Source organism: Brevibacterium sanguinis, from assembly GCF_039528855.1.
Classification (GTDB): Bacteria; Actinomycetota; Actinomycetes; order Actinomycetales; family Brevibacteriaceae; genus Brevibacterium; species Brevibacterium sanguinis.
The window spans coordinates 353925-380424 of record NZ_BAAAMB010000005.1; the positions used below are offsets into that span (position 1 = coordinate 353925).

Genomic DNA, 26500 nt, shown 5'->3' on the forward strand with positions numbered 1-26500 from the left:
GACTCGAATGAGTCCTCCGGCCCCGTGGGACGCGGCGCGTCAGATCAGAGCTTGTTGCTCGAGGATCCGAACGAGTTGCCGTCGAGGGTCTCGGGGGCGAGGCTCGTCGAGTTCTCGAGGTCGCGGAGCTGATCGTTGAGGTAGCTCTTCAGGCGCGTGCGGTACTGGCGCTCGAAGTTCGAGAGCTGGTCGATCGAGCGCTCGAGCTGCGACTTCTGCGTCTCGAGGCTCGACAGGGTCTCGTCGCGCTTGGCCTCGGCCTTGCCGACGATGTCCTGAGCTTCCTTCTCGGCACCCTTGATGAGCTCGGCGCGCTTGCGCTCGCCTTCGGCGACGTGCTCGTCGTGGACGCGCTGGGCCAGCGCGATGAGTCCGTGCGAGTCGTTCTCGCCGGCCGAAGCCGCGGCAGCGCCGGCTCCGGCAGCGGGAACGGCAGCCGAGACGGCGGGAGCCGAGTCGTTCTGCTTCGGAGCGGGAGCCGCTTCCTTGACGACGGGAGCCTTGGGCTCCTCGGCGGCAGGGGCGGACGGGGCAGCGGGGGCCTGCTCGGCCTTCGGTGCAGGAGCGTCCTTCGAGGTGTCCGGCGCCGGCACGGCGGCGGGCATCGCCTGGGTGGCGTCGATGTCCTGGGCGGGGGCGGCCTTCGCGGCGCCACCGGATTCGAGCTCCTTGACCCGCTGTTCGGCAGCGGAGAGCTTCTGACGCAGTTCGTCGTTCTCCTGGTAGAGGCGTCGAAGTTCGACGACGACCTCGTCGAGGAAGTCATCGACCTCATCCTGGTCGTATCCGTCGCGGAACTTCACATGCTGGAACCGCTTGTTTACTACGTCTTCAGGCGTGAGCGCCATGAGGTCACCTTTGGTCGATCTGCATTCATTTCACTGCCGTCCGCACGGGACGGCTTCAACGTCACAATAGCGTAACACCAGAGCATTTGTCGTGCAGAAATGCTCCGCCACGCCGGGTCGAAGCGGAAATTCCGCGAGGCGTCCTCGCAGATCACGTCGCTGACCGACGGAGCGGCTGACCGTGACGGCCGGCCCCGGGAGTCTCAGACGGAGCTCTGCGAGAGGCTGAAGAGGACCGAGGCGAGGATCTGGATGCCGATGAGGAGGACGATGAAACCGAGATCGAGCGAGATCTGGCCCAGGCGCAGCGGCGGAATGACCTTCCGCAGGAGCTTGAGCGGCGGATCGGTGAGCGTGTAGACGATCTCGGCGAGCACGAGGAAGAAGCCCTTGGGCCTCCACTCGCGGGAGAACACCTGGACGAGGTCGAGCACGACCCGAGCCAGGAGCACGTACACATAGAGGCTGAGCGCCGTGCCGAGGATGTAGAAGATGATGGCCACGTGGGATCCTCGCGTCTTTCGTCGTTGCTGATCTGACTGCAGGCCCCAGCCTATACGCTCCAGCTGAGGAACCGCTCAGACCGGATCCGTCAGCTCTGGTTGAAGAAGCTCGCCTGCGAGTCTCCGTCGGCTTCGCTCTCACCGCTGACTTCGATGTTCTCCGGCGTGAGGAGGAACACCTTGTTCGTCACGCGCTCGATCGATCCGTGGAGTCCGAAGATCAGACCCGCGGAGAAGTCGACGAGGCGCTTCGAGTTGTTCTCGTCCATCTCGGAGAGGTTCATGATCACGGGCGTGCCGTCGCGGAACGCGGCGCCGATGACCATGGCGTCGTTGTAGCTGCGGGGATGGATGGTCTTGATGCGATTCATGGAGCTCCCTGGCGCCGGAGTGTCGACTGGACGAATCGGAGTCGGGTGAATGGGGGTCACCTGTGCCGGCGGCCGCTCCTCCCGGGCGACGGGCTCCTGCTCGGGCTGTTCGAAGGTCTCGATGACCTCGCGTCCGCGGCGCTCCTCACGACGGTCGTCCCGGGTCTGGCGCTCGACGGTCTCGTCGTCCTCTTCGACGAATCCCAGGTACTCGAGTGTTTTCTTGATTGCTGACATTCTCAACGCTCCTCGGCCTTCAGCGGTTCCACATCTGCGGCAAAACTATCGCACCGGAGGGCACGCGTCCCGGTGCCCCGCCGGTGTGTCGCCGGGAAATCTCCCCGACTTCCGGCTCACTGGAGCCAGATGACTCCCGCGAACCGACCGGTGCGCTGCTGGCGGCGGTAGGAGTAGAGGTCCTCGGATTCCTTCGTGCACGTCCGGGAGAAGTGGTCGATGACCGCTCCCTCCCGGCGCAGCTGCTCGGCGACCGCGCCGGCGACGTCGAGGGCGGGAGTCCCCGACACCGACACCGAGGCGGCCACGGGTTCGACGGCGGCCACCGCGTCGCGCAGCTCGGCGGGGACCTCGTAACAGCGCGGGCAGACCGAGGGCCCGATGATCGCATGGATGGTCTCGGCCCCGAGGGCGCGCATCCGCGCGAGCGTCTCCGGGACGACGCCGGCGGCCATGCCGGGGCGCCCGGCGTGGACGGCACCGATGACCCCTGCGTCGGTGTCGGCGAGGAGCACAGGTGTGCAGTCGGCGACCATGATGACGAGCCCGATTCCCGGCTGGGCGGTGACCTGGGCGTCCGCCTCGGCGCCGGCGCGGGCGTCGGCGAGTTCGGCGACCTCGTGGACGGCGGTGCCGTGGACCTGGGAGACGAAGCTCAGGCGCTCGGCGCTGAGGCCGAGCACCTGGGCGAGCGCCGACCGGTTGGCGGCGACGAGCTCCTCGCCGTCACCGACGTGCCGGGCGAGGTTGAAGGAGGAGAAGTCCCCGCTCGAATATCCGCCGTGCCGGTCGGTGAAGGCGACGTGAGCCGTCTGCCGACCGGGCACGACGAACCTCGAGTGCAGCATGGCTTACTTGAGGAAGTCGGGGATGTCGAGGTCGTTGTCGAGGCTCGAGGTGCTCCGCTCGTTCGGCAGCGACGTGGGGATCTGGTGCTCCTCACGACGCGGCTCGGGAGCGGCGGCGGGCTCGGGCTCGGTGACCTCGACGCTCTCGGATTCCGATTCGATGACCGGCGAGGACGACGCGGCACCGCCGGAGACGGCACCGACCCCGGCGGGCACGGCCTCGACGACGTTGCCGTCCTGGCCGGGCACGGTGTTGTCGAAGCCGGCGGCGATGACGGTGACACGGCACTCGTCGCCGATGTTGTCGTCGATGACGGCGCCGAAGATGATGTTCGCCTCGGGATGGGCGGCCTCCTGGACGAGGCGCGCAGCCTCGTTGACCTCGAAGAGGCCGAGGTCGGCGCCGCCCTGGATGCAGAAGAGCACACCGTGGGCGCCGTCGATGCTCGCTTCGAGCAGCGGCGAGGCGATCGCGGACTCCGCGGCCTGCACGGCGCGGTCGTCGCCGGTCGCGGCGCCGATGCCCATGAGCGCGGTGCCCGCGTCCTGCATGACGGACTTGACGTCGGCGAAGTCGAGGTTGATGAGTCCCGGCACGGAGATGAGGTCCGTGATGCCCTGGACACCGGAGCGCAGGACCTCGTCGGCGGAGCGGAAGGCCTCGACGACGGAGACGCTGCGGTCGGAGATCGAGAGCAGGCGGTCGTTGGGGATGACGATGAGGGTGTCGACCTCTTCGCGCAGCGCGGCGATGCCGGCTTCGGCCTGTGCCGAGCGGCGGCGGCCCTCGAACGTGAAGGGGCGGGTGACGACGCCGATCGTCAGGGCGCCGAGCGAGCGGGCGACCCGGGCGACGACGGGTGCCGCACCGGTTCCGGTGCCGCCGCCCTCACCGGCGGTGACGAAGACCATGTCCGCGCCCTCGAGGGCGTCGCGGATCGCGTCCTCACTCGATTCGGCGGCCTTGCGGCCGATCTCCGGGTCCGCGCCGGCGCCGAGCCCGCGGGTCTGGTCGCGGCCGATCTCGAGCTTGACGTCGGCATCGGAGAGGACGAGGGCCTGCGCATCGGTGTTGATCGCGATGAATTCCACGCCCCGCAGGCCGACGTCGATCATCCTCTGGACAGCGTTGACACCGCCGCCGCCTGTGCCGGCGACTTTGATATCCGCTCCGGATTGTGGGAATTCAGCCAAGTCGGTTCCTCTTCTCACGCGCATCGTCCACGCGGTCTCAAGCGTGCATTGTTCGACGTCTCTCATCCTTCAGGCTAGTGGCCCAAGGCGATGACACTGCAACCATTCTCCCCGGAGTGTCGGAGTTCGGCCAGTTTCCTCCCCGGTGTGTCGGAGCCAATCGGGTCAGTCGGTGACGGGCACCGAGGGCACGGAGACGTCGATCTCGGTGCGGCCCTCGGCGGCGAGCTGGAGCGCGGTGCGCATCTTCAGGCTCGCGTCCTCGCTGTCGCCGAAGACGACGGAGGCCTCGGTGTCTCCGGTGTCGATCGTCCCGGACAGCCCCTGCTCCCTGTCGGCCCGCACCGTCGTCAGGCTACCGCGCAGGTCAGCGCCGAGGGTCGACATGAAGCGAATGACCGCGCTCACGGTCTCCTCGTCGGGGGCATCGGCTTCGAGGACGGTGAGACCCTCAGGGGCCGTGTCGACGGACCCGAGGTCGACCGCCTCGGCGTCGTAGAGGACGAAGCCGCCGGCCGAGGAGATCGCGACGACCGGGGTCCGGTCGGTGATCGTGATCCGCAGGCTCCGCGGTCCCGCGTAGTGGACGGAGGCGTCCTCGGCGCGGGGGAACTGCGTCTCGACCTCGGTCTCGATCGTGCCCGGGCGCAGCTGCGGCAGCGGCGTGCCGCCGTGTTCGGTCAGGACGAAGTCCGAAACCTGCGCACCGGTGACGAGCTCGGTGTCCTCGACCTCAACGGTCGACAACGCGAGGACGGGCGAGAACCAGGCCACGGCCGCCAGCGCGAGCACCGCGACGACGATGCCGATCGCGGTCAGCCGTTTGGCCCACACCTTCCGGCGGCGGGCGCGGATGATCCCGGTGAGGTCGGCCGTCGAGTCGTCGCCGACTCGTGGGGGTGCGAGCGGCACGGGTCTCACTTCTCCAGGGCGGCGAGGATCTCGGGGCCGAGGATCGTCACATCGCCGGCGCCGACGGTGAGCACGAGGTCGCCGGGGCGCACCCGCTCGGCGACGAAGGGCACGGCGTCGGCGAAGGATTCGAGGAACGTGACATGCGAGTGGGGGACGCGTTCGGCGATGAGGTTGCCGGTCACCCCGGGCACCGGGTCCTCCCGGGCCGGGAAGACGTCGAGGACGACGACCTCGTCGGCGAGTCCGAGGGCCTCCCCGAACTCGGCCTTGAACTCCGCGGTGCGCGAGTAGAGATGGGGCTGAAACACCGCCCACACGCGTCCCTCGTCGGTGACGACCCCGCGGGCGGCGGTGAGCACCGCGCGCAGCTCGGTCGGGTGGTGGGCGTAGTCGTCGATGACCCGGACGCCGGCCGCGATCCCCCGCTCCTCGAAGCGGCGGCGGGTGCCGCCGTAGCCGGCGAGTCCGGCGGCGGCCTTCTCGACGTCGGCGCCGAGCGCGTGGGCGACGGCGACCGCGGCGGTCGCGTTGCGGGCGTTGTGGGCGCCGGGCTGGCGCAGGGTGATCGGCAGCGGAGTCCCCCGACCGGCGATGACGAGCCCGAACTCCGAGCCGAGGCCCGAGACGAGGTCGACGATGCGGATGTCGGCGTCGTCCGCGGTGCCGTAGAGGACGACGGCGGTGCCCTGCCGGCGGGCCTCCTCGGCGACGTCCCGGGAGCCGGGGTCGTCGGCGCAGGCGATGACGGTGCCGCCGCGGGCGCCGATGCCGGCGGTGAAGTCGACGAAGGCCTGCCGGACGTTCTCCGCGGTGCCGTAGTGGTCGAGGTGGTCGGCTTCGACGTTGGTGAGGATCCCGATCGCCGGTTCGTAGAGGAGGAACGAGCCGTCCGATTCGTCCGCCTCGGCGACGAAGACGTCACCGGTGCCGAGGTGGGCGTTCGTGCCCGTCGTCGAGAGCACCCCGCCGATGACGAACGAGGGGTCGAGCCCGCAGGCCTGGAGCGCAACGGTCGTCATCGACGTCGTCGTCGTCTTCCCGTGGGTGCCGGCCACGGCCACGGCGGTCCGCCCGGCCATGAGGGAGGCCAGTGCCCCGGAGCGGTGGAGGATCCGCAGGCCCCGCTGGCGGGCGGCGACGAGTTCGGGGTTGTCGGCCCGGATCGCCGAGGACACGACGAGGGTGTCGGCATCGCCGAGATGGTCGGCATCGTGGCCGATGTCGACGCGGGCGCCGAGGGCGCGGAGGATGTCGACGACGGCGGACTCCTTGGCGTCGGAGCCGGAGACCGCGACGCCGTTCATCGCCATGATCCGGGCGATCCCGGACATGCCCGACCCGCCGATGCCGATGAAGTGGACGGCTCCCAGTTCGGTGACGGGGACGATCTCGGTCTGGCTCATGGTCATCCTCTCAGGGCGGCGGTCGTGATGTCGGCCATCGTGGCCGCGGCGTCGGTGGGGTAATGGAGGCCTCTGGCGGCGCGGCTCATCTGCGTAAGGCGCGCCTCATCGGCGATGAGCGGAAGGACGACGTCGGTGACCGTCGCCGCCGTGAAGTCGGCGTTGTCGACGATCTGCGAACCGCCGGCGGCCGCGCTCGAGGCGGCGTTGAGCCGCTGTTCGCCGTTGCCGATCGGCAGCGGGACGTAGATCGCCGGGACCCCGACGACGGTCGTCTCGGCGACCGTGGCGGCCCCGGACCGGGCGACGAGGAGGTCGGCGGCCGCGTAGACCTTCTCCATGCCGTCGACGTAGTCGACGACGTGGTAGTCGGGCAGCTCGGCCGTGGCCTGCCGCAGGGCCTCGCCCTTGCCGGCGCCGGTGATGTGGAGGACCTGGATGCCGGCGGCCTGGCATGCCGCGGCCGCCTCCTCGAATGCCTCGTTGATCCGCTGGGCCCCCGAGGAGCCGCCGGTGACGACGAGGACGGGCAGGTCGGGCCGCAGGCCGAGCGCCGACCGGGCGGCGGCGCGGACGCCGGGGTCGCTGCGATCGAGGGTGGAGATCTGCGCGGGCATCGGCATCCCGACGAGTGCCGAGTTCCTCAGCGTCGTGTCGGGGAACGTCACCCCGACCCGTCCGGGCTTCGTCAGCATCGCGCCGAGGCGGTTCGCCATTCCCGGCTTCGCGTTCGCCTCGTGGATGATGATGGGCACCTTCGCCTGCTTCGCGGCGAGGTAGGCCGGCGGGCACACGTAGCCGCCGACGCCGACGACGGCGTCGACACCGCGCTCGGCGATGATCCGGCGCACGGCGGCGATGTTGTCGGCGAACGACTTCGGGAAGCGCAGGAGACCGGGGGTGAGCCGCCGCGGCATCGGCACCTTGTCGATCGTCAGCAGCTCGAACCCGGCGGCGGGCACGATCGAGGTCTCGAGTCCGTCGGCGGTGCCGAGGGCGAACACGTCGGCGCCGTCGAGGCGCTGCCGCAGTTCCTCGCCGATGGCCAGCATCGGCGAGATGTGGCCGGTGGTGCCGCCACCGGCCAGCAGGATGCTCGTCGTCATCTCACTCCTTCTTCTTCCGGCCGGGAGCTCTCCTGGCCAGGACGGCGAATGAGGACCGCACGCGGTCCTTGTGGGCGCGGATCGCCTCGGCGGCACCCTTCTCCGTGCGCGCGAAGGAGAGGATGACTCCGACGGCGAGCAGGGAGGCGATGATCGAGGATCCGCCGTAGGACACGAACGGCAGGGGCAGCCCGATGACGGGCAGGAGTCCGGCGACGACGCCGACGTTGATGGCCGCCTGGCCGATGAGCCATGCGAAGAGGCCTGCCGTGGTGATCTTCGCGAACAGGCTCTCAGCGCGCAGCATGACGCGGATGAGGCCGAAGGCGAGGACGGTGAAGACGAGGAGGACGAGAATCGTGCCGACGAGGCCGAGCTCCTCGCCGATGATGGCGAAGATGAAGTCGTTGTGCGCTTCGGGCAGCCACGACCACTTCTCCCGGCTCGCCCCGAGGCCGACGCCGAACCAGCCGCCGGAGGCGAGGGAGAAGAGCCCGTGGTTGGACTGCCATGCCTGACCCGTCGTGTCGATCGCCGCCTGGTCGGCGTGCCCGGTGATCGCAAGGGCGAGGCGATTGAGCCGGTTCTCGGAGCTGAGCACGTAGAACGCGGTGACCGCCCCGAGGCCGCCGATGAGGAGGAGGAAGTATTTCATCGGGAAGCCGCCGATGAAGAGGCAGGCCAGGGCGATGGCCATGAGGACGAGCGCGGTGCCGAGGTCGTTGCCGGCGACGACGAGGCCGATGGCCACGGCGATGCCGGGCACGACGGGGATCATCGCGTGCGTGAACGTCGTCATCTTCCCGAACTTGTTCGCGAGCACGCAGCCGAGCCACACGGCCAGGGCGATCTTGAGGAACTCGGAGGGCTGGAGCTGGAAGGAGCCGATCTGGATCCAGTTCGCGTTGCCCTTCGTCTCCTTGCCGAAGCCCGGGATGAACACGGCGGCCTGCATGAGCACCCCGAGCCCGATCGCCGGCCACGCGAGCTTCTTCCACAGGCTCAGCGGCACGAAGGACGCGGCGATGAGAAGGGCGAAGCCGACGGCCGCGAAGCCCGCCTGCTTGTTGAAGTACTCGAACGAGGAGCCCTCTCCCCCGTCGTACGACGTGATCGAGGAGGCCGAGAGCACCATGACGAGGCCGAGGCCGGTCAGCGCCACGACGGAGATGAGGATGAGGTAGTACGTCGCGAGCGGGTTCGCGGAGATCGTCCGGTATTCGGCGACGACGGCCCGCAGCAGCTGCTTGCCGGGGATCCCGCGTCGCCATGTCGTCTCCGCCGCCGAGGCGGTCCCGGAGACGGGTGCGCCCGTCACGTGTGCCTGCCCGCCGGTGGTCGTCTTCGCGCTGGACTTCTTCGCGCTCGACTTCTTCGCCCAGGGCATCGCCGCTCGGGGCTTCTTCGCGGCAGACTTCTTCGCGGCGGGCTTCTTGGCTGTGGGCTTCTTCGCGGCAGGTGTCTTCGCGGCAGGCGATTTCGCACGCGGTGTCCCGCTCGGCGCCGTCCCGCCCGCGGAGGTCGTCGGCGCGGACGTCGGGTCGGTCCTGGTCGGGGCGTCGACCGGAGCCGAAGCCGCGCTCGGCCGGCGTCGCGTCGTGCTCTGCCGTCCCATGTCAGCGTCCCGGCAGCTGCTCGACGGCGTGGGCGAAGAGCTCGCCTCGGGTGCTGTAGTTGAGGAACTGGTCCATGCTCGCCGCGGCGGGGGCGAGCAGGACGGTGTCACCGGGGACGGCGATCGTCGCGGCGGCGGCGACCGCGGCGTCCATGACGGCGGCGCCGCGCACGGCGGGGTCGGCCGCCGCGTCCTCGGGCAGCGGGTCGATGCGGACGATGTCGAGATCGGGGGCGCCTGCGGCGGCGGCCGCGCGGAACGCCGCGTCGTCGACGCCGATGAGGATGAGCGCCTTGAGCCGGTCGGCGTTGGCGGCGAAGAGCTCGGTGAAGTCCGCGCCCTTGGGCAGGCCGCCGGCGATCCACACGATGGGGTCGAAGCTCGCCAGCGACGCCGCGGCGGCGTGGGTGTTCGTCGCCTTCGAGTCATCGACCCAGCGGACGCCGTCGGTCTCGGCCACGGTGACCATGCGGTGGGCGCCGAGGGCATGGTTCTTAAGGCCCGCGGCGATCGCCTGGCCGGGCACGTCGATGCTGCGGGCGAGGGCGGCGGCGGCCAGCGCATTGGCGATCTGGTGGTCGGCGGGACGCTGTCCGGGGGTGCCTGCGGCCCGGGCGACGTCGGCGAGCGAGGCGATCTCGGCGGCAGCCGTGTAGCGCTGCGGGATGAACGCGCGGTCGACGAGGAGGTCGTCGACGACGCCGAGCTCGCCGGGAGCGGGGATCCCGGTGGTGAAGCCGATCGCCCGGGCCCCGGCGACCACCTCGGCGTTCTCGACCATCGTCTTCGTCGCCGCATCGGCGACGTTGTAGACGCAGGCATCGCGGACGTGCTCGTAGATCTTCGCCTTGTCGCGGGCGTAGGCATCGACGCTGCCGTGCCAGTCGACGTGGTCGGGGGCGAGGTTGAGGACGACCGCGGAGGTCGCCGACATCGAGAACTCCCAGTGGAGCTGGAAGCTCGAGAGCTCGATCGCGAGCACCTCGAGTCCGGGTTCGAGGACGGCTTCGAGCAGCGGGGCGCCGATGTTGCCGCATGCCTTCGCGCGCAGTCCCGCGGCGAGCAGCATCGATTCGAGCATCGTCGTCGTCGTGGTCTTCCCGTTCGTGCCGGTGATCGCCAGCCACGCCGCGTCGTTCGTCCCGCGGATCCGCCACGCGAGTTCGACCTCCCCGATGATGGGGATGCCGGCGGCGATCGCCGCGGCGAGCACCGGCTGGTCCGGGGTCCATCCGGGTGAGGTGACGACGAGGTCGAACGTGCCCTCGGGCAGTCCGGCCACGGCCTCGGGTCCGCGGCGGATGTCGACGTCGAAGACCTCGAGGATCGCGGTCTTCTCCGCCATGTCCTTCGTCGCGTCACCGTCGACCAGCACCACCTCGGCGCCGCGTTCGGCGAGGTGGACGGCGGCGGGGAACCCGGTGACGCCGAAGCCGGTGACGAGGATCCGCAGCCCGGCCAGCGACGACGTCGGTCCGCTCAGGGCCGCGGGGATCCGGTCGGCCAGCGGGTAGTCGGCTGCGAGGTCATCCGCCAATGCGCGCCACCCATTCGGCGTAGAAGAGGCAGACTCCGGCGATGACGAAGAGCGCGGCGATGATCCAGAACCGGACGACGATCGTCACCTCGGCCCAGCCCTTGAGCTCGAAGTGGTGCTGGAGGGGCGCCATGCGGAAGACGCGCTTGCCGGTGGTCTTGAACGAGGCGACCTGGATGATCACCGAGAGGGTGATGATGACGAAGAGGCCACCGAGGACGACGAGGAGCAGCTGGGTCCGGGACATGATCGCCAGGCCGGCGATGGCGCCGCCGATCGCCAGCGACCCGGTGTCGCCCATGAAGATCTTCGCGGGAGAGGTGTTCCACCACAGGAAGCCGAAGCAGGCCGCGGCCATGGCGCCGGCGACCATGGCGAGGTCGCGGGGGTCGCGCATGTAGTAGCACGCGTTCGTCGCCTCGGACATGAGATTGCAGTTCTGCGTCGACTGCCACGTGCCGATGACGACGTAGGCGGCGAAGACGACGGCCGAGGCGCCGGCAGCGAGGCCGTCGAGGCCGTCGGTGAGGTTGACGGCGTTCGACACGGCGGTGACGATGAGGTTCGCCCAGATGATGAAGAGGACGAGGCCGACGGCGCCGCCGGCGAAGGCGAGATCGAGGTTCGTGTCCCGGATGAAGGAGATCTTCGTCGACGCCGGGGTCTCCCCGAACGAGTTGGGGAACTGGAGGGCCATGACGGCGAACGAGATGCCGACGAAGGCCTGGCCGAGCAGCTTCGGCACGGGGCGCAGACCGAGGGAGCGCTGCTTCCTGATCTTGATGAAGTCGTCGAGGAAGCCGACGATCCCGAGGCCGGCGGCCAGCCACAGGACGAGGAGTCCCGAGGCGGTGGGCACCGAACCGGTGACCAGGTGGCCGAGCAGGTAGGCGATGATCGCGGCGCCGATGATGACGACACCGCCCATCGTCGGGGTTCCGCGCTTCGTCGCGTGCGTCGTCGGACCGTCGTCACGGACGAACTGACCATAGCCGCGCTTGACGAGGACCCGGATGAAGAGCGGGGTCCCGACGAGCGCGAGGACGAGTGCGACACAGGCCGCGAGCAGCACCGCGATCATTGGGCCCCCGAGACGCCGGCGATGTCGTCCCCGAGATACCGCAGGCCGGCATCACGTGAGGACTTGAACAGAACGATGTCGCCGGCGGCGAGCTCTGCGGTGAGCAGGTCCTTCGCCTCGGCGACCGTGGCCACCCACGTCGCCTCGTTGCCCCACGAGCCCTCGAGGTTCGCGGCGTTGAAGATCGGCTTGGCGCCCTCGCCGACGACGATGGTGCGGGTGATGTTGAGACGGACGACGAGTTCGCCGATGTCGGCGTGGGCGCTGATCGACTCGTCGCCGAGTTCGAGCATCTCCCCGAGCACGGCGAAGGTCCGCCGGGGGCGGGACTCCTCGTCGCCGCGGCCCATCGCCGCGAGCGCCTTGAGCGAGGCGCGCATCGATTCGGGGTTGGCGTTGTAGGCGTCGTTGAGCACGGTGACGCCGGTCGGCGAGTCGATGAGCTCCATCCGCCACCGGCTCGCTGCCGAGGAGGTCGCGAGCGTCGTGACGATCGACTTCACGCCGACGCCGCAGGCGGACGCGACGGCCGCAGCGGCCAGGGCGTTGCCGACGTGGTGTTCGCCGACGAGGGCCAGGCGCACCTCCTGCGGTTCCTCACCGGGCAGGTGGAGGAGGAACGAGGAGTGGCCGGAGGCGTCGGTGGAGACTCCCGTCGCCCGCACCACGGCGTCGTCGGTCCCGACCCAGTCGGGCAGCGACTCGCGCTGGGAGAACCACAGCGTCTCGACGTCAGCGGCGAGCACCTCGTGCATCGCCGCGACCCGGGGGTCATCGGCGTTGAGCACGGCCGTCCCGCCGGCGATGAGGGATTCGACGAGTTCGGCCTTCGCCCGGGCCGTGTTCTCGATCGACCCGAACACACCGGAGTGGGCGGTGCCCACGGCGAGCTCGACGGCGATGTCAGGACGGACGAGGCTCGTGAGGTAGGCGAGGTTGCCGATCGAGCGGGCGCCCATCTCGAGGACGAGGAAACGGGTCTCCTCATCGGCGCGCAGGGCCGTGAGCGGAACCCCGACCTCATTGTTGTACGAGTTCGGGGGCCACACGGTCGGGGCCTCACCGGCGAGGAGATCGGCGGCGAGGTCCTTGACCGTCGTCTTCCCGACGGAGCCGGTGATCGCGATGACGGTGAGCTCACCGGAGGCCCGCAGCGCCTCGACGCTCGCACTCGCGAGCCGCCCGAGCGCCTCGGTGGCGTCGGAGACGAGGACGGTGGGCAGGGGCTGGTCGTCGACGGTGGGCACGGATTCGCCGATGATCAGTGCGGAGCCGGCCTCGACGGCAGCGGCGGCGAACTCGATGCCGTCGACGTTCTCGCCGCGGCGGGCCACGTAGATGTCGCCGGGTCCGACTTCGCGGGAGTCGGTGACGACTCCGGCACTCAACAGGGATTCGGGGTCTACGCCGTACAACTCGCCGTTGACGGCGGTTGCGATGTCGGCTGCACTCAGTCGCTTCATATCAACTGTGAACTTTACCCGTTTCCGGACCGCCGAGTCGCGCAGTCAGCGCCGAGCGTGTCCGGGTGCGGTCGTCGAATTCGGTGACGACGGCGCCGATGGTCTGGCCGGTTTCATGCCCCTTGCCCGCGATGAGCACGGTCGTTGCAGGGTCTGCTGTCGCAATCGCCGAGTCGATGGCCTCGCCCCGATCGGCGATTTCGATGACCTTCTTCACACGCGCGTCGCCGGACGCGACAGCCGCATCGATTCCCTCCCGCACGGCCGCTCGGATCGCGGCGGGATCCTCGGTGCGCGGGTTGTCGTCGGTGAGAACGATCACATCGGCTCCGCGCGCCGCCGCCTCACCCATGCCGTAGCGCTTGCCGGGGTCGCGGTCGCCGCCGGCGCCGAAGACGAGGACGAGCTCATCGCTGTCGGCGTCGAGGGAGGCCAGGGCCTTCTCGATGGCATCGGGGGTGTGCGAGTAGTCGACGATCGCCCGGGGCAGCCCGGTCGCCGGTGCCTGGTTGACGTCGATGATCTCCATGCGCCCGGGCACGGCGGCGGTGAAGGTCCGGCCGATCTCCGCGATGTCGGCGGGGGCGAGACCGGCTTCGACGAGCATGGCCGCAGCCAACGCGGTGTTCGTCACGTTGAAGTCACCGGGCAGCGGTGAGCGCAGGGGGATCTGCGTCCCGTCGCCGAGGCGGAGGGTGAAGTCGGACTCCCCCGGCACGTGGTCGATGCGCAGTTCGCTGCGGTCGTCGCGGCCGAGCGTGCGCACGGGGATCTGCGCGGCCTCGGCCATCCGCTCCCCCCAGGCGTCCTCGATGACGATGACGGCACGGTCGGAGAAGGCGCGGGTGAAGAGCAGGGCCTTGGCCGCGAAGTACTCGTCCATCGAATGGTGGAAGTCGAGGTGGTCCTGGGAGAGGTTCGTGAAGCCGGCGACGGCGAAGTGGGCGCCGTCGACGCGGTGCTGGGTGAGCGCGTGCGAGGAGACCTCCATCGCGCACGTGTCGACGTCAGCGGCGCGCATCTTCGCGAACAGGGCGTGGAGTTCGGGAGCCTCGGGGGTCGTGCGGACGCTCGGCACCGCGGTGCCGGCGATGAGGGTCGCGACGGTGCCGATGACCCCGGTGCGCCGGCCGAGCGCCTCGAGCAGACCGGCGAGCAGGTACGTCGTCGTCGTCTTCCCGTTCGTCCCGGTGACGCCGAGGAGCTCCGGGGTCACCGAGGTGCCGTAGATCGCGGCGGAGACGTAGCCGAGCACGCCCCGGGGGTCATCGACGACGAGCCCGGTCACCTCGGCGAGCTGGTCGTCGGGCACGTCCGTGCCGATGATCTCCCAGCCGGCGGGGTCGGTGAGGATCGCCGTGACCCCGCGGGCGACGAGGTCGGCGGCGAACCGGGCGCCGTGGACGTTCGCGCCGGGCAGGGCGGCGTAGAGCTGGCCCGGGGCGACGGTGCGCGAGTCGTGGGAGACCCCGGCGACCTCGCGTTCCGGGTCGCCGTGGATCGTGCCGGGGGCTGCGGGGAGCAGCTGGGAGATGCGCATCATTTCCATTCTCGTGGCGGGAGCTGGGGCTGTTCCGTGGATGGGGGGATCTTGTAGTGCCGCATCGCGAAGCCGGCGACGTCGGAGAACACGGGCGCGGCGGCGGTACCACCGTAGTAGCCGTCGCGGGGACGCTGCAAAGTCACGGAGATCGCGAACTTCGGGTCCTCGGCGGGGATGACGCCGACGAACGAGGCCGTGTAGCCGTCGTAGCCGCTGCCGTCGGCGGCCGGTGCCTGGGCGGTGCCCGTCTTGCCGGCGACCCGGTAGCCGGACACGGCCGCCGACTTGCCGGTGCCCTCGGCGACGACGCCCTCGAGCATCGCCAGGGTCTGGTCGGCGGCCTTCTCGCTGACGACCCGCGTGGGCTCTCCGGCGGGCACCGGGATGGTCCTGCCCGACGGCGAGATCGTGCCGTCGACGAGGCGGGCGGGAACGCTCACTCCCCCGTTGGCGATCGTCGCGATCACCGAGGTGGTCTGCAGGGCGTTCGCGGCCATGCCCTGTCCGAACATCACCGTGTACTTCGTCCGTCCGTCCCAGTCCGCGTAGGGGTGGAGGATGCCGCCGGTCTCGCCCGGGAAGCCGACCGCGGACTTCGAGCCGAAGCCGAACTTCTTCAGGTACTCGTAGCGCTGGGCCTCGGTGAGCGCCTGACCGGCGAGGATCGTTCCCGTGTTCGAGGATTCGGCGAGGATGCCGGCGAACGTGAGCTTCTGATCGGGGTGCGGGGAGGAGTCGCGGAACTCCTCGTCGTTGGGCGCCTTCCACGTGTCGGGGACCGTGAACTCCTGGTCGGGAGTGACGAGTCCCTGGTCGAGGAGGGCAGCGGCGGTGACCATCTTCGCCGTCGACCCCGGCTCGAAGACGTCGGTGAAGATCCGCGAACCGCGATCATCCCCGTCGACCTTGCCGGGGTTGTTCGGGTCGACGGTCGGGGCGTCGGCGGCGGTGATGATCCTGCCGGTGCCGATCTCCTCGATGACGATCGAGCCGGATTCGGCCTTGCGGGCCTTGACCTGCTCCTCGATCGCCTGCTGGGCGTAGTACTGCACCGCGGGGTTGATCGTCGTGCGGATGCCGGAGCCGTCGACGGCGTTCTCGATGTTGTTGTCGCCGAGCGGGATGATCTCCCCGCGTGCGCCGCGCTCGTACTGCTGCTTGCCGTCGCGGCCGCTGAGCTCCTCGTCGAAGGAGAGCTCGAGTCCCGCCTGCGCCTGGCCGTCGGAGCTGAGGAACCCGACGAGGTTGCCGGCGATCGCCCCGGACGGGTACGAGCGCACCGCGTACTCCTCGGCGGAGATGCCGAGGATGCCGAGGTCGTCGATCTCCCGCCACGTCTCCGAGGTCAGGCCCTTGGCGACCGGGTTCCATCGTTTGTCCCCGACGAGTTCGGGATAGAGGAGACCCGGGTCGGTGTCGAGAGGGCCGGCGAGCGCCTCGGCGGCCCCCCACGCGCCGACGAGCTTGCCGTCGACCTTGTACTGGGCGACGTTCTGCTGATCGGCGACGACCTGGTAGCGGGAGACGCTGTCGGCGAGCACGGTGCCGTCGGAGGCGACGATCTGACCGCGGTCGGCGGGCAGGGTGCGGGTGACGAGGCGGTTGGCGAGTGCCTGTTCGGCGAGCTTCATCGAATCCATGCCCTGGATCGAGATGAGGCGCACGCCGGTGATGACGAGGACGAGAGCCGAGAAGGCTGCGATGACCGCGACACGGCGACGGAGGTTGGGAGTCTTCTTCGCCTTGCGTGTCCGCGGGGCCATACTTCGTCCTTACCTCATCGGCTCAAATCTCTGTCACTGCCGTCGCCTGCCGTACGTGCCGCTCACTTGGGAGCGACCTGCGCGGGAGGCGCGATGTCCTTGCTCGGGCTGCCGCCGACGACGGGCAACGTCTCATCCGATCGTAGATTGGGCCGGAGGTCATCCCTGGTATCGGCGCGCGGGCCGGGCACAACTGCCGGCTCCTTGTCTCCGCTCTCGTCGATCGGCGGGGCGTCGATGACCTTCCCGGTCTTCGCGTCGAGGAACTCCGGGGAGGTGTCGCGGACGAGTCCGAGCTCCTCGGCGGCCTTCGCGATGTTCTGCGGGGACTCGCGGTAGGAGTTGTCCTCGACGAGGCGGTCCTTCTCCTCGGCGAGCTGCTCCTTCTGCGCCCCCAGCTGATCGATCTGGTACGAGGTGTTGGAGATGTAGATATTGAGCAGGAGGACGGCGACGAGAGCGGTGACGAGGATGCCCAGGCACAGCAGCGAGAAGGGCAGCTTCGACTTCGGCAGCTCGAACTTCAGCAGCCGCAGGCGCGGGGCCGGCGTCGTCGTCGCCGGTGTGCGGTGCTGTGGCCGGGTGACGGCTGGGGCGTGACTCACGGCTGTGCCTCCCTGATCTTCTCGACGGCGCGCAGGCGCACGCTCTTGGCGCGGGGATTGCTCTCCGCCTCTTCCTCATCGGCGACTTCGGCGCCGCGCACGATCTCCCGCAGCCACGGCTGCATGTGCTCGGGCACGACGGGCAGGTCCGGTGGGGCCTGGGTGTGGGTGCCGGCGCGGAAGATCTTCTTGACGATCGTGTCCTCGAGCGACTGGTAGGACTCGATGACGGCAACGCCGCCGAGGTGGAGGGCCTCGAGCGCTGCCGGCAGCGCGGTGCGCAGCACCCCGAGTTCGTCGTTGACCTCGATCCGCAGCGCCTGGAACGTCCGCTTGGCCGGGTGGGAGCGCTTCTTCGTGTCGGGCAGGACGCGGGTGAGCATCGCCGCGAGCTGATCCGAGGTCGTCCACGGCGTCTCCGCGCGGTCGGCGACGATGATCTTCGCGATCTTCCCGGCCATCTTCTCCTCGCCGTAGTCCTTCAGGATGCGACGGAGGTCGGCTTCGGAGTAGGTCGCGAGCACCTCGGCGGCGGTCAGTGCCTGGGTCTGGTCCATCCGCATGTCCAGCGGCGCCGGACGGGAGTAGGAGAATCCGCGCTCGTCCTCGTCGAGCTGGAGGGAGGAGACGCCGAGGTCGAGGAGGATCGCGCTGATCGCCTCGATCCCGAGGTCGTCGAGGACGCTCGGGAGCTCGTCGTCGACGGCGTGGACGATGTCGGTGCGGTCGGCGAACGGCTGCAGGCGAGCACTCGCGATCGCGATGGCGTCCCGGTCGCGGTCGAGGCCGACGAGGTGGACGTCGGGGAAGGCCGTGAGCACCGCCTCGGCGTGACCGCCCATGCCGAGCGTGCCGTCGACGACGACGGGGGTGATGCCCTGTGCCCGGGCCGCCGCGACGCCGACGCCGATGAGCTCGACCACGCGGGCCAGGAGCACTGGCACATGCTGTGCGTTCATGGTCGGGCCCTTCGTGCGTGGTCGTCGGTGTGCGTCGGCGGCTGGCTGCGTCGACCGGCCTGCCGGCCGGGCGTCCTGCTGGAGCCGGAACCTTGTCCGCCGTGGCCCTGGCACCGGGGAAGTGTGTCAGGACTGGTGTGCTTCGGAACCGGGGAAGTGCCCCGAAACCCCATGCACGGCGGGCAAGGATCGAGCCCGAGCAGAATCAGATCACTCCGGGGATCACCTCGTTCTCGCGTTCGGCGAAGGCCTGCTGCGCGCCGACGAGGTACTCCTCCCATGTCGGGGCATCCCAGATCTCGACTCGGTTTCCCATGCCGATCACCGCGACTTCCCGGTCGAGTGATGCGTACTGCCGCAATATGTGCGGAACGGTGATCCGTCCCTGCTTGTCCGGCTGGTCTGCGAAGGCCGCTGACAGGAACACGCGCTGGTAGTCGCGTGCCTCCTTGTTCGTCTTCGGCGCGTTCTGGATCCGCTCGTGCTCGGCTTCGAACTCCGTGGTGGGGAACAGGGTGAGGCAGTTCTCCTGGCCACGTGTGAGAACGAGTCCGGGCGAGAGCTCGTCGCGGAACTTCGCGGGCAGGATGAGGCGACCCTTGTCGTCGAGCTTCTGCATATGAGTGCCCAAGAACATGTCGTCTCACCCCTTTCGAAACCAATCGGCTCCGATAGCAACCACAGTACTCCACTTCCCTCCACCCATTCCAGCACCTGACCCCACTTTCGCCTGTGAACCCTATAAAAGCCCAGGTCAGACCCGTGGAGGAAAGTGGAAGAAATCTCCCGTCCGCGCGTCTCCGGGGGTCCTGAACTGGGCGATCTCGGACTCGGACGACCGCCTCGGCGCGCACCTCTGCCCCGAGAATCCGGGGATCGTCGCCGAGGTGGGGCGACGTGGGGAGGAATGTGGGGAATCCGGTGGGGCGAAGTGGAGGAGGTGGTGGAGGGCGGTGGGGAGGGAAGTGGGGAGGCCGGAGATCCTGAGAGGCGCCCGTGTGCGGACCGGGCCCCTAATAAGGGACAATGGACGCATGTCGACGAGCCAGGAAGCCACACAGACCAATTCAGTCATCGGTGCCGAGCACATCGAGTGGGTACAGCAGCTGACATCACGGGCGCGCACTGCGATGAACTCAGTGCTCGAGGGCAAGGACGAGGCCGTGGGCCTCTCCCTCATCGCCCTCCTCGCCGGCGGCCACGTGCTGCTCGAGGATGTGCCGGGCGTCGGCAAGACCCTGCTCGCGCGGGCGATGGGCAAGGTCGTCGACGGCTCGGTGCGCCGCATCCAGTTCACTCCGGACCTGCTGCCCACCGATGTCGTCGGCGTCAACCTCTTCAATCAGGAGACCCGGCACTTCGAGTTCCGCCGCGGTCCCGTGTTCGCCAACATCATCATCGCCGACGAGATCAACCGCGCGTCCCCGAAGACGCAGTCGGCGATGCTAGAGTGCATGGCCGAGGGCCAGGCGACGATCGACGGCGAGACGCACATGATGCCCTCGCCGTTCATCGTCGTCGCCACTCAGAACCCCATCGACATGGAGGGCACGTACGCTCTGCCCGAGGCCCAGCGCGACCGCTTCATGACGCGCATCTCGCTCGGCTACCCGTCGACGGCCGATGAGGTCGACCTGCTCGACAACCAGATCGAGCACGATCCGCTCACCGCGGCGCAGGCGGTGACGAGCCTCGAGCAGATCAAGCAGGCCCGCGACATCGTCCGCCACGTCTCGGCGAGCCCGGCGCTGCGCGAGTACATCGTCGCGATCCTCCAGGCGACGCGCAATGACCAGGCGATCGTGCTCGGCTCCTCGCCGCGCGGCGGCGTCCACCTGCTGCGCGCCGCGAAGGCCAGGGCCGCCCTGTCGGGTCGAACCTTCGTCACGCCCGACGACATCCAGGCGCTCGCGCCCTTCATCCTCGCCCACCGCATCATCCCGCGCGACGGCGACGACTCGGAACTCGCGGCCGACCTCATCGCCCGCGTGCTCGCGCGAGTGCCCGTCTCGACGAATCAGTGACGGCATGCGGCTTTCGACCTCGGGAATCATCTTCATCATCGCCGGAGCCGCGCTCATCGTCGGCGCCTACCGGTTCGCTCTGCCCGGCCTTCTCCCGGCGGGACTGCTCCTCATCGGGCTCGTCGGCCTCTCCGCCGCCCTCATCGGCTGGGGCACGCGCCGGATCTCGGTGACCCTGCACACTCCCCTGCCCGAGGTCCGGCTCCAACCCGGAGACGAGCGCTACCCGCTGGCGCCCGAGGGCAAGGAGGTCGAGATCGACGCCGTCGTCCGCAACACCGGTCACCTCGCGGTGCCTGCGTCGACGATCGACTTCGTCGCCGCCGACGGCTTCGGCGACTCGACCGTCGGCGAGGTGCCGCCGCTGGCCGGGGGCCGCTCGCAGAACGTCGTCACCTCCTTCACCCCGAACCGTCGCGGCCTCAGCGGCATCGAGGCGGTGCTCGTCACCGTCGCCGGTCCCTTCAGCCTCGTCACGGCGAAGAAGAAGGTGCTCGGCGCGCAGCCGATCGCCGTGGCCGTGCCCTCCCTCGGCGCCCGGATCCCCGGGGACACCGCGAACCGACCGGCGCGCCTCGACGAGGGCAAGATCCGCTCGGGCCACACGACCCGCGACTTCCACACCCGGGAGTACGTGCCCGGCGACGATCTGCGCCACGTCCACTGGCCGACGACGGCGAAGTCGGGTGAGCTCATGGTCCGCCACGAAGCCGAGGAGGAGACGCTCCACGCGCTCATCGTCGTCGATCTCGTCGGCGCCGAGGAGCCCCCGGACGACCTCGAGCAGGAGTTCCTCCTCGCCGAGGCGGCCGCCGCCGGTGTCGCCTTCCTCCGCGCGGACTACGAGGTCTGCATGATCACCCCCGGCCATGAGCTCCGGTTCCGGGGCCCGCGCGACGTCGACCGCCTGCGCCTGCTCACCGCGCTCGTCGAACCGGGACCGGCCCACCTGCCCTCCCACGACAACCCCAACCACGTCGTCATCTGCGCCGCCGATGACGCCCGCGCCCAGGCGATGGCCGCGCAGTTCACGCGCCGGATCCCCATCACCGTCCGCAGCCTCTCGGAGATCGATGACATGACGATGCTCGGTTTGAGCGAAGACCTGCCCGAATCCTGGACGACCTTCGACTCGAAGCGGGTCGTGCGATGAGCGCCGACGTCATGCAGCCCGACGTCGGGCAGCCCGGTGCTGTGCAGGAGGAGCGGCAGCGCTCCTCGACGTGGCTCGAGTCGCTGTCGGTGTTCGTCGCCATGGTGCTCACCGCCATCGGGCTCTCCGCGGTCTTCTCCGACTTCGACTGGCTGCTGCCGGTCCTCGTCGCCGTCTTCCTCATCGTCCTCGTCGGGGCGGTCTTCCGCAGCATCCCGGGGCTCAAGGCCACCGGCACCGCGGTCATCGCGCAGTGCATCGTCGGCGTCATCGCCGTCCTCGTCCTCTGCGCGCCCGACACACTGCTCGCAGGGATCATCCCGACCGGTGAGTCGTTCGTCGCCGTCATCGACCTCCTCTCGGCCGGGGTGAGCGACCTCTACGCCTCGACCCCGCCGGCGGAGAGCACGCCCGGCTTCACGGCGATGCTGACGATCGCGTTCACGCTCATCACGATCCTCATCGACGGACTCGTCTCCGACCTCGGCGCCCCGAAGGTCAGCGGCGTCCTCCTCCTCGTGCTGTGGATGATCCCGGTGTTCTTCGCCCCCGCCCAGGTGCGGTGGTGGCACATCGCGGCGATCCTCGCCGCGTTCCTCCTCCTCATGCTCAGCCCCTACTTCCCGCAGGCGAAGTGGCGGGGTGGGCTGACCGCCGTCGTCGCCGGCGCGGTCGCGATCATCCTCGGGATCGCCCTGCCGATGCTCCTGCCGCAGGTCCCGACGCTGCCCAACCGCGCGTCGAACAACCAGGGCGACCTCACGGTGACGAATCCGTTCCTCGACCTGCGCGCCGACCTCGGCGCCCGGGACGATTCGACGCTGTTCACGTACACGACGACGGCGGAGAACCCCGAGCCGATCCGCCTGACGTCGATCAACTCCTTCGACGGGCAGACCTGGGCGCCGACGCCGTTCGGGCTCGACCAGTTCGCGATCGCCGCCGAGGGCCTGCCGTGGCCGCAGGGTCTGCCGCGCAACCAGGGCTACTCCGAGCAGCGCATCGACTTCTCGATCGGCCAGTACGATCAGCAGTACCTGCCGACGCCCTACGCCCCGCAGCAGCCGGAGGGACTCGACCGCCGGTGGATCTACGACGAGTCCTCGCTGACGATCGTCGGCAACGGGGAACGCTCGGGCGGGCTCGACTACTCGATGGACTACCTGTCGATCGAACCCGATGTCAGCGTCATGCAGTCGGCGACCCCGGTCAACTCCGCGGAGTTCGAGACCGAGCTCGAAGTGCCCGAGACCCTGCCGCAGAGCGTGCGCGACACCGCCGACGAGGTCACCGCCGGGGCGAGCAACCAGTGGGAGGCGGCCGTGCTGCTCCAGGCGTACTTCCGCAGCGGCGAGTTCGAGTACTCGCTCGACGCCCCGGAGGAGGCCAGCGGGGACGCGATCTCCGACTTCCTCGTCGACAAGCGCGGGTACTGCGTGCAGTTCTCCTCGGCGATGACGATCATGGCCCGGACCCTGGGCATTCCCGCCCGGATCGGCGTCGGCTTCGCCTCCGGCACGGAGAACGGCGGCGAGTACCAGGTCTCGATGCAGGATTCCCACGCGTGGCCCGAGCTCTACTTCGACGGTGTCGGCTGGGTGCGCTTCGAGCCCACTCCGGGCGGACCGGCCGGGGCTCCCCCGGCGTGGACCGTCGCCGACGGCAGCGCCGATGAGGCGAACGAGGAGACCACCGAATCCGCCACCCCGACCGCGGAGCCGACGGAGAGCGCGTCCGAGGCCGCCCCGGCGACCGAGGAGGGACAGACCACCGAGGCGACGGATGCGGCGGCGGAGCCGGCGAACTCGAATCTCGGCACCGTGATGTGGGCCGTCATCATCGCCGTCCTCATCCTCCTGCTGCTCGCGATTCCCGCGCTGTGGCGGGTGCTCCAGCGCCGTCGCCGCACCGGTTCTCCGGTCGACCTCGAGAACGTGTGGACGGAGATCAGGGCACTGGCGACCGATTACGGTCAGAGCCTCGATCCGAGCCGCACCCTCCGCCACAACGAACTCGTCCTCGCCGGCGGTCCTGCCGTCGCCGAGGCGGGTGCTCGCGCCGCCCGCGGCGAGACGGGTGCCGGGACTTCCGGTGGGGCTGGGGACACCGGGTTTGACCGGGCCGGGGTTGCCGGGGTCTCGAGCGCCGGTGCTGCAGGCGCCGGTGCCGATGTCGGAGCCGGTGCCGGGACGCTGGGACCGTCTGGTCCGGGTCACGGCCGCACCGAGGACGGGCGCGTGCCTGCAAGTCAGGCGGCGGCCGGTTCGGACAGCGCAGGCGCGCCCGGCGGCTCGGCTGCGGGACGGCCCCCGTCGGCGCTCGGCCTCGACGCTCTGCGCAGCCCGGTTCCGTCAGCTTCCGGCATCCGCCGCCACGACGACACGGCGCTGTCGGCGTTCATCGACGCCCTCGAGGCGCAGCGCTACGGGGCGCAGGCCACGGACCTCTCCCCCGCCGAGGCGCAGGCCGTCATCGACGAGGTGCAGACGGATCTGTCCGAGCATGCGACGCCCGGCAGCCGGATCACCGCGAAGATCTGGCCGGCGAGCATCTTCACTCCCCCGAAGTGACCGCCCGCCGCGCGTCGACCGACCATAACGGCGATCGACCACTACCCGGAGCGCCGAATCATCCCTGTGCACGGCGATGATTCGGCGCTCCGCGGAGGTCAAGCGCAGCCGCGCGGAGTCCACGACGCTCCGCAGCGGACAAGCCGCTCCGCGTAGGGGTCAGCGCTTCCGCGCCGCCGCCCGCCTCCCCGCCGTTCGGCCTGCCCCGTCCGGCTTCCCGCCACCGTTTGGGCTCACCTGCGTTTCGAGGGCTCAGTTCTTTACCTGAGCCCTCCGGCCCGGACAGAGCTGCCGACGAAAGTCAGCGTGTCGGACCAGCGGCATCTGTGCGCGGAGTCGGCGGCATCTCTCCGAGACCTCCCCGCAGCCACTCGACTCGCCCACCTCGACTTTGCGCCAGGCCAAACCGAGATGGCCATGACAAGGACTGGCCATTTCAGCCTCAACTGGCGCACACCGCGGTTCGGCCTGACCCGTCCGGCTTCCCGCCACCGTTTGGGCTCACCTGCGTTTCGAGAGCTCAGTTCTTTACCTGAGCCCTCCGGCCCGGACAGAGCCCGAGTCCGCCGGGACCTGCATGAGGGCGGTGAGTATTCGTGCGCGCCGGGCGACGGAACGCACTGTGCGCTGGCGGCGGTGCGTTCCACCGCGGGCGGGTCGGGTAGGTCCATCTGCCCACGGGCGGCGACACGTCAAACTGCATGCGAGAGGGCAGGCGACGGCGAGTGGGGGCATGCGAAAGGGCACCGGGATGATTGCTCATCCGCAGTGCCCTTCGAAACTCAGAGGCTCACGACACTCACTGGTGCCGGACGCTCATTCCCCGCGCTGGCGCTTCTCCCAGCGGTCCTCCATGCGACTCATGAAGCCACCGGAGCTCTTGCCGTTCGACTTCGGCGCCGCCCCCGATCCCGAGGAGCTCTTCGCGCCATCGCCGACGCGTCCGGGACGGCTGAACGCCCAGTACATTCCCGCGACCATGAGGCCGAAACCGACGACGCCGAGGGCGATCCACGCGACCGCCTGATTGACCATCGAGATCGCGAAGATCGTCGCGGCGAGGCCGGCGAGGGCGACGAGGATGCCGACGACGAAGCGCTTCGCCGAGAAGCCCGGACCGCTCACGGCCGCCTGGGATTCCGAGATGTTGCGTGCGAATCGGGGGTCTTCGCTGCGCAGCTGCTTCTCCAGCTGATCGAGAAGCTGCTGTTCGTGATCGGAGAGTGGCATGTCGAACCCCCGTTTCCTTACTCTGGCCTATTGCCCCAATCATAGTCTCTGAACACTGAAAAAACATCTTCGGAACGGGGCAGGCGGGGGTATTCCCACCCCGTCCTCAGACTCACTGAGCGCGGCTGAACGCGCGCCCTGTGCGCAGTCCGTGACGCAGCCTCCGACTCCCGTCCCTCCGGGCGAACAACGGCCCTGGCCAGAGCCCCCGCGAGGGGCGATGACCTCCCTCTCACGCCATGTCCGAAACCCGCTGGTCGCGCCTCGGCGCCCCCGTCCCGGGCTCCCGTGAACGTCAGCGCTTGGGGTGCCGGCGCAGGAGGGAGGCCTGTGAGATCGCCTCGGTGCCGAACCGGCGCCGCACATCATCGAGGGCCACCTCTGCTTCGCGTCCGGCGTGCTCGGGTTCGTCCAACCGGGCTTGCCGGCCGCTGACGGCGAAGTCCATGAGCCCGGCAGCGCGGACTCCGAGCAGCCGGACGCCCTTGGTCCGCTGCGCCCGCAGTCCGCGCAGCGCCGGGCCGAGCGCCTCGTACATCTCCCGGGCCAGATCGGTGGGAGCTTCGAGGGTGATCGACCGGGACAGCGTCGTGAAGTCGTCGAGTCGGTACTTGAGCCCGAGCGTCGTCGCGACCTTCCCCTCGGCCCGCACCCGGTGCGCGACCTTGTCGCAGAGCCGCAGCAGCTCATGCTCGAGCTCCGAGAGGTCCCAGACGTCAGCGCCGAACGTGTGCTCGGCGCTGATCGACCGGTCCTTGACCTGCCGATCCATGCCGTGGGAGTCGAGTCCGTGCGCGCTGCGCCACAGGTGGTGCCCATGCGCCCCGAACACGCGCCCGACCCATGCTTCGTCCATCGCCGCGAGATCGCCGATGAGGCGGATGCCGTACTTCGCGAACCCCGCCTGCGTCTTCTCCCCCACGCCGGGCAGCGCCTCGATCGGCATCGGGTCGAGGAAGTCCCGGGTCGCGGCGAGCGGAACGAGCAGCTGGCCGTGCGGTTTCGCCCGCGCCGAGGCGAGCTTGGCGACGACCCGCGACCCGGCGATCCCGACGGATGCGCTCAGTCCCGTGCGCTCCTCGATCTCCGCGCGCAGCTGTGTCGTGATGTGGACCGGGGACCCGAGCCTGCGCACCGCCCCGGAGACGTCGATGTACGCCTCGTCGACGCTGACCTGGAGGACATCGGGGGTGACCTCGGCGACGAGGTCGAAGACCTGCTTCGAATACGCGGAGTACAGGCCATGGGAGGAGGGGATCACCTCGGCGATCGGACACAGACCGATGGCCCGGGACATCGGCATCGCGGCGTGGACCCCGAACTCACGGGCCTCGTAGCTGGCGGAGACGACGACGCCGCGACCGGCCCTGCCGCCGACGATGACGGGCCTGCCGACGAGTTCGGGACGCGAGAGCAGCTCGACGGAGACGAAGAACGAATCCATGTCGAGATGGAGCATCGTCGCTCCCGTGTCATCCGTTCCCAGGTGCTCGAGGTCACCGCCGGAACGGGCCAGCTGCTTGCGGCTCATG

General features: G+C 69.6%; 22 protein-coding genes. 3 read left to right on the plus strand and 19 right to left on the minus strand.

Features of this window, described 5'->3' with window-relative positions; translation table 11 throughout:
* Positions 1 to 44 precede the first annotated feature (44 nt).
* From ABD154_RS06430 to mraZ, 17 genes are all read right to left on the minus strand, one after another.
* Positions 45 to 848 carry a DivIVA domain-containing protein gene (locus ABD154_RS06430; RefSeq protein WP_198498996.1) on the minus strand — a complete coding sequence of 268 codons (804 nt, stop codon included), beginning with the start codon at positions 846 to 848 and terminating at the stop codon, positions 45 to 47.
* A gap of 203 nt (positions 849 to 1051) precedes the next feature.
* On the minus strand, positions 1052 to 1351 hold the full coding sequence (locus ABD154_RS06435; RefSeq protein WP_137826374.1) for a YggT family protein: 300 nt from the start codon (positions 1349 to 1351) through the stop codon (positions 1052 to 1054).
* A gap of 89 nt (positions 1352 to 1440) precedes the next feature.
* Positions 1441 to 1959, minus strand: coding sequence for a cell division protein SepF (locus ABD154_RS06440; RefSeq protein ID WP_198498997.1), 519 nt, complete (start codon positions 1957 to 1959; stop codon positions 1441 to 1443).
* Between the two features lie 116 nt (positions 1960 to 2075).
* The gene (gene pgeF / locus ABD154_RS06445) at positions 2076 to 2807 is read right to left on the minus strand and encodes a peptidoglycan editing factor PgeF (protein ID WP_198498998.1); all 732 of its coding nucleotides are present in this window, start codon (positions 2805 to 2807) and stop codon (positions 2076 to 2078) included.
* Positions 2808 to 2810: 3 nt separating this feature from the next.
* Entirely contained in the window at positions 2811 to 4001 is a 1191-nt protein-coding gene (gene ftsZ, locus ABD154_RS06450) for a cell division protein FtsZ (protein WP_198498999.1), read from the minus strand.
* A 165-nt stretch (positions 4002 to 4166) separates the two neighbouring features.
* Positions 4167 to 4913: a cell division protein FtsQ/DivIB gene (locus ABD154_RS06455; protein WP_198499000.1), complete on the minus strand. Its 747-nt coding sequence runs from the start codon at positions 4911 to 4913 to the stop codon at positions 4167 to 4169.
* 5 nt (positions 4914 to 4918) lie between these two features.
* Complete coding sequence (gene murC, locus ABD154_RS06460) at positions 4919 to 6319, minus strand: UDP-N-acetylmuramate--L-alanine ligase (protein WP_198499001.1); 1401 nt, start codon at positions 6317 to 6319, stop codon at positions 4919 to 4921.
* A gap of 2 nt (positions 6320 to 6321) precedes the next feature.
* Positions 6322 to 7425 (minus strand): UDP-N-acetylglucosamine--N-acetylmuramyl-(pentapeptide) pyrophosphoryl-undecaprenol N-acetylglucosamine transferase, encoded by a 1104-nt coding sequence (locus ABD154_RS06465; protein WP_198499002.1) that lies wholly within the window; start codon positions 7423 to 7425, stop codon positions 6322 to 6324.
* 1 nt (position 7426) lies between these two features.
* Positions 7427 to 9040 carry a putative lipid II flippase FtsW gene (ftsW, locus tag ABD154_RS06470; RefSeq protein ID WP_198499003.1) on the minus strand — a complete coding sequence of 538 codons (1614 nt, stop codon included), beginning with the start codon at positions 9038 to 9040 and terminating at the stop codon, positions 7427 to 7429.
* A 1-nt stretch (position 9041) separates the two neighbouring features.
* On the minus strand, positions 9042 to 10577 hold the full coding sequence (gene murD / locus ABD154_RS06475; RefSeq protein WP_198499004.1) for a UDP-N-acetylmuramoyl-L-alanine--D-glutamate ligase: 1536 nt from the start codon (positions 10575 to 10577) through the stop codon (positions 9042 to 9044).
* Entirely contained in the window at positions 10567 to 11658 is a 1092-nt protein-coding gene (mraY, locus tag ABD154_RS06480) for a phospho-N-acetylmuramoyl-pentapeptide-transferase (RefSeq protein ID WP_198499005.1), read from the minus strand. The genes murD and mraY overlap by 11 nt, the downstream gene beginning before the upstream one ends.
* Positions 11655 to 13121 carry a UDP-N-acetylmuramoyl-tripeptide--D-alanyl-D-alanine ligase gene (locus tag ABD154_RS06485; RefSeq protein WP_198499006.1) on the minus strand — a complete coding sequence of 489 codons (1467 nt, stop codon included), beginning with the start codon at positions 13119 to 13121 and terminating at the stop codon, positions 11655 to 11657. The genes mraY and ABD154_RS06485 overlap by 4 nt, the downstream gene beginning before the upstream one ends.
* Position 13122: 1 nt before the next feature.
* The gene (locus ABD154_RS06490) at positions 13123 to 14664 is read right to left on the minus strand and encodes a UDP-N-acetylmuramoyl-L-alanyl-D-glutamate--2,6-diaminopimelate ligase (protein WP_198499007.1); all 1542 of its coding nucleotides are present in this window, start codon (positions 14662 to 14664) and stop codon (positions 13123 to 13125) included.
* Entirely contained in the window at positions 14661 to 16427 is a 1767-nt protein-coding gene (locus ABD154_RS06495) for a peptidoglycan D,D-transpeptidase FtsI family protein (RefSeq protein WP_198499008.1), read from the minus strand. Before ABD154_RS06495 ends, ABD154_RS06490 begins: the two co-directional genes overlap by 4 nt.
* Before the next feature lie 62 nt (positions 16428 to 16489).
* Entirely contained in the window at positions 16490 to 17032 is a 543-nt protein-coding gene (gene ftsL / locus ABD154_RS06500) for a cell division protein FtsL (RefSeq protein WP_232623619.1), read from the minus strand.
* On the minus strand, positions 17029 to 17991 hold the full coding sequence (rsmH, locus tag ABD154_RS06505; RefSeq protein WP_198499009.1) for a 16S rRNA (cytosine(1402)-N(4))-methyltransferase RsmH: 963 nt from the start codon (positions 17989 to 17991) through the stop codon (positions 17029 to 17031). The genes ftsL and rsmH overlap by 4 nt, the downstream gene beginning before the upstream one ends.
* Before the next feature lie 205 nt (positions 17992 to 18196).
* On the minus strand, positions 18197 to 18628 hold the full coding sequence (gene mraZ, locus ABD154_RS06510) for a division/cell wall cluster transcriptional repressor MraZ (protein WP_040342214.1): 432 nt from the start codon (positions 18626 to 18628) through the stop codon (positions 18197 to 18199).
* 397 nt (positions 18629 to 19025) lie between these two features.
* Between mraZ and ABD154_RS06515 the strand changes: the two genes are divergently transcribed.
* Genes ABD154_RS06515 through ABD154_RS06525 form a run of 3 tightly spaced genes read left to right on the plus strand, consistent with a single transcriptional unit; the run spans position 19026 to position 23738 of the window.
* Positions 19026 to 20015, plus strand: coding sequence for an AAA family ATPase (locus ABD154_RS06515; protein ID WP_198499010.1), 990 nt, complete (start codon positions 19026 to 19028; stop codon positions 20013 to 20015).
* A 4-nt stretch (positions 20016 to 20019) separates the two neighbouring features.
* Complete coding sequence (locus ABD154_RS06520) at positions 20020 to 21168, plus strand: DUF58 domain-containing protein (protein WP_344250669.1); 1149 nt, start codon at positions 20020 to 20022, stop codon at positions 21166 to 21168.
* Positions 21165 to 23738 carry a transglutaminase TgpA family protein gene (locus ABD154_RS06525; protein ID WP_232623620.1) on the plus strand — a complete coding sequence of 858 codons (2574 nt, stop codon included), beginning with the start codon at positions 21165 to 21167 and terminating at the stop codon, positions 23736 to 23738. Before ABD154_RS06520 ends, ABD154_RS06525 begins: the two co-directional genes overlap by 4 nt.
* Positions 23739 to 24554: 816 nt before the next feature.
* Here the strand turns inward: ABD154_RS06525 and ABD154_RS06530 are convergent.
* Together ABD154_RS06530 and dinB are read right to left on the minus strand one after the other, a co-directional pair.
* Complete coding sequence (locus ABD154_RS06530; RefSeq protein WP_198499012.1) at positions 24555 to 24968, minus strand: DUF3040 domain-containing protein; 414 nt, start codon at positions 24966 to 24968, stop codon at positions 24555 to 24557.
* A 295-nt stretch (positions 24969 to 25263) separates the two neighbouring features.
* A complete protein-coding gene (gene dinB, locus ABD154_RS06535) occupies positions 25264 to 26499 on the minus strand; it encodes a DNA polymerase IV (protein ID WP_198499013.1) in 1236 nt (411 codons plus the stop codon).
* Position 26500: the final 1 nt, after the last annotated feature.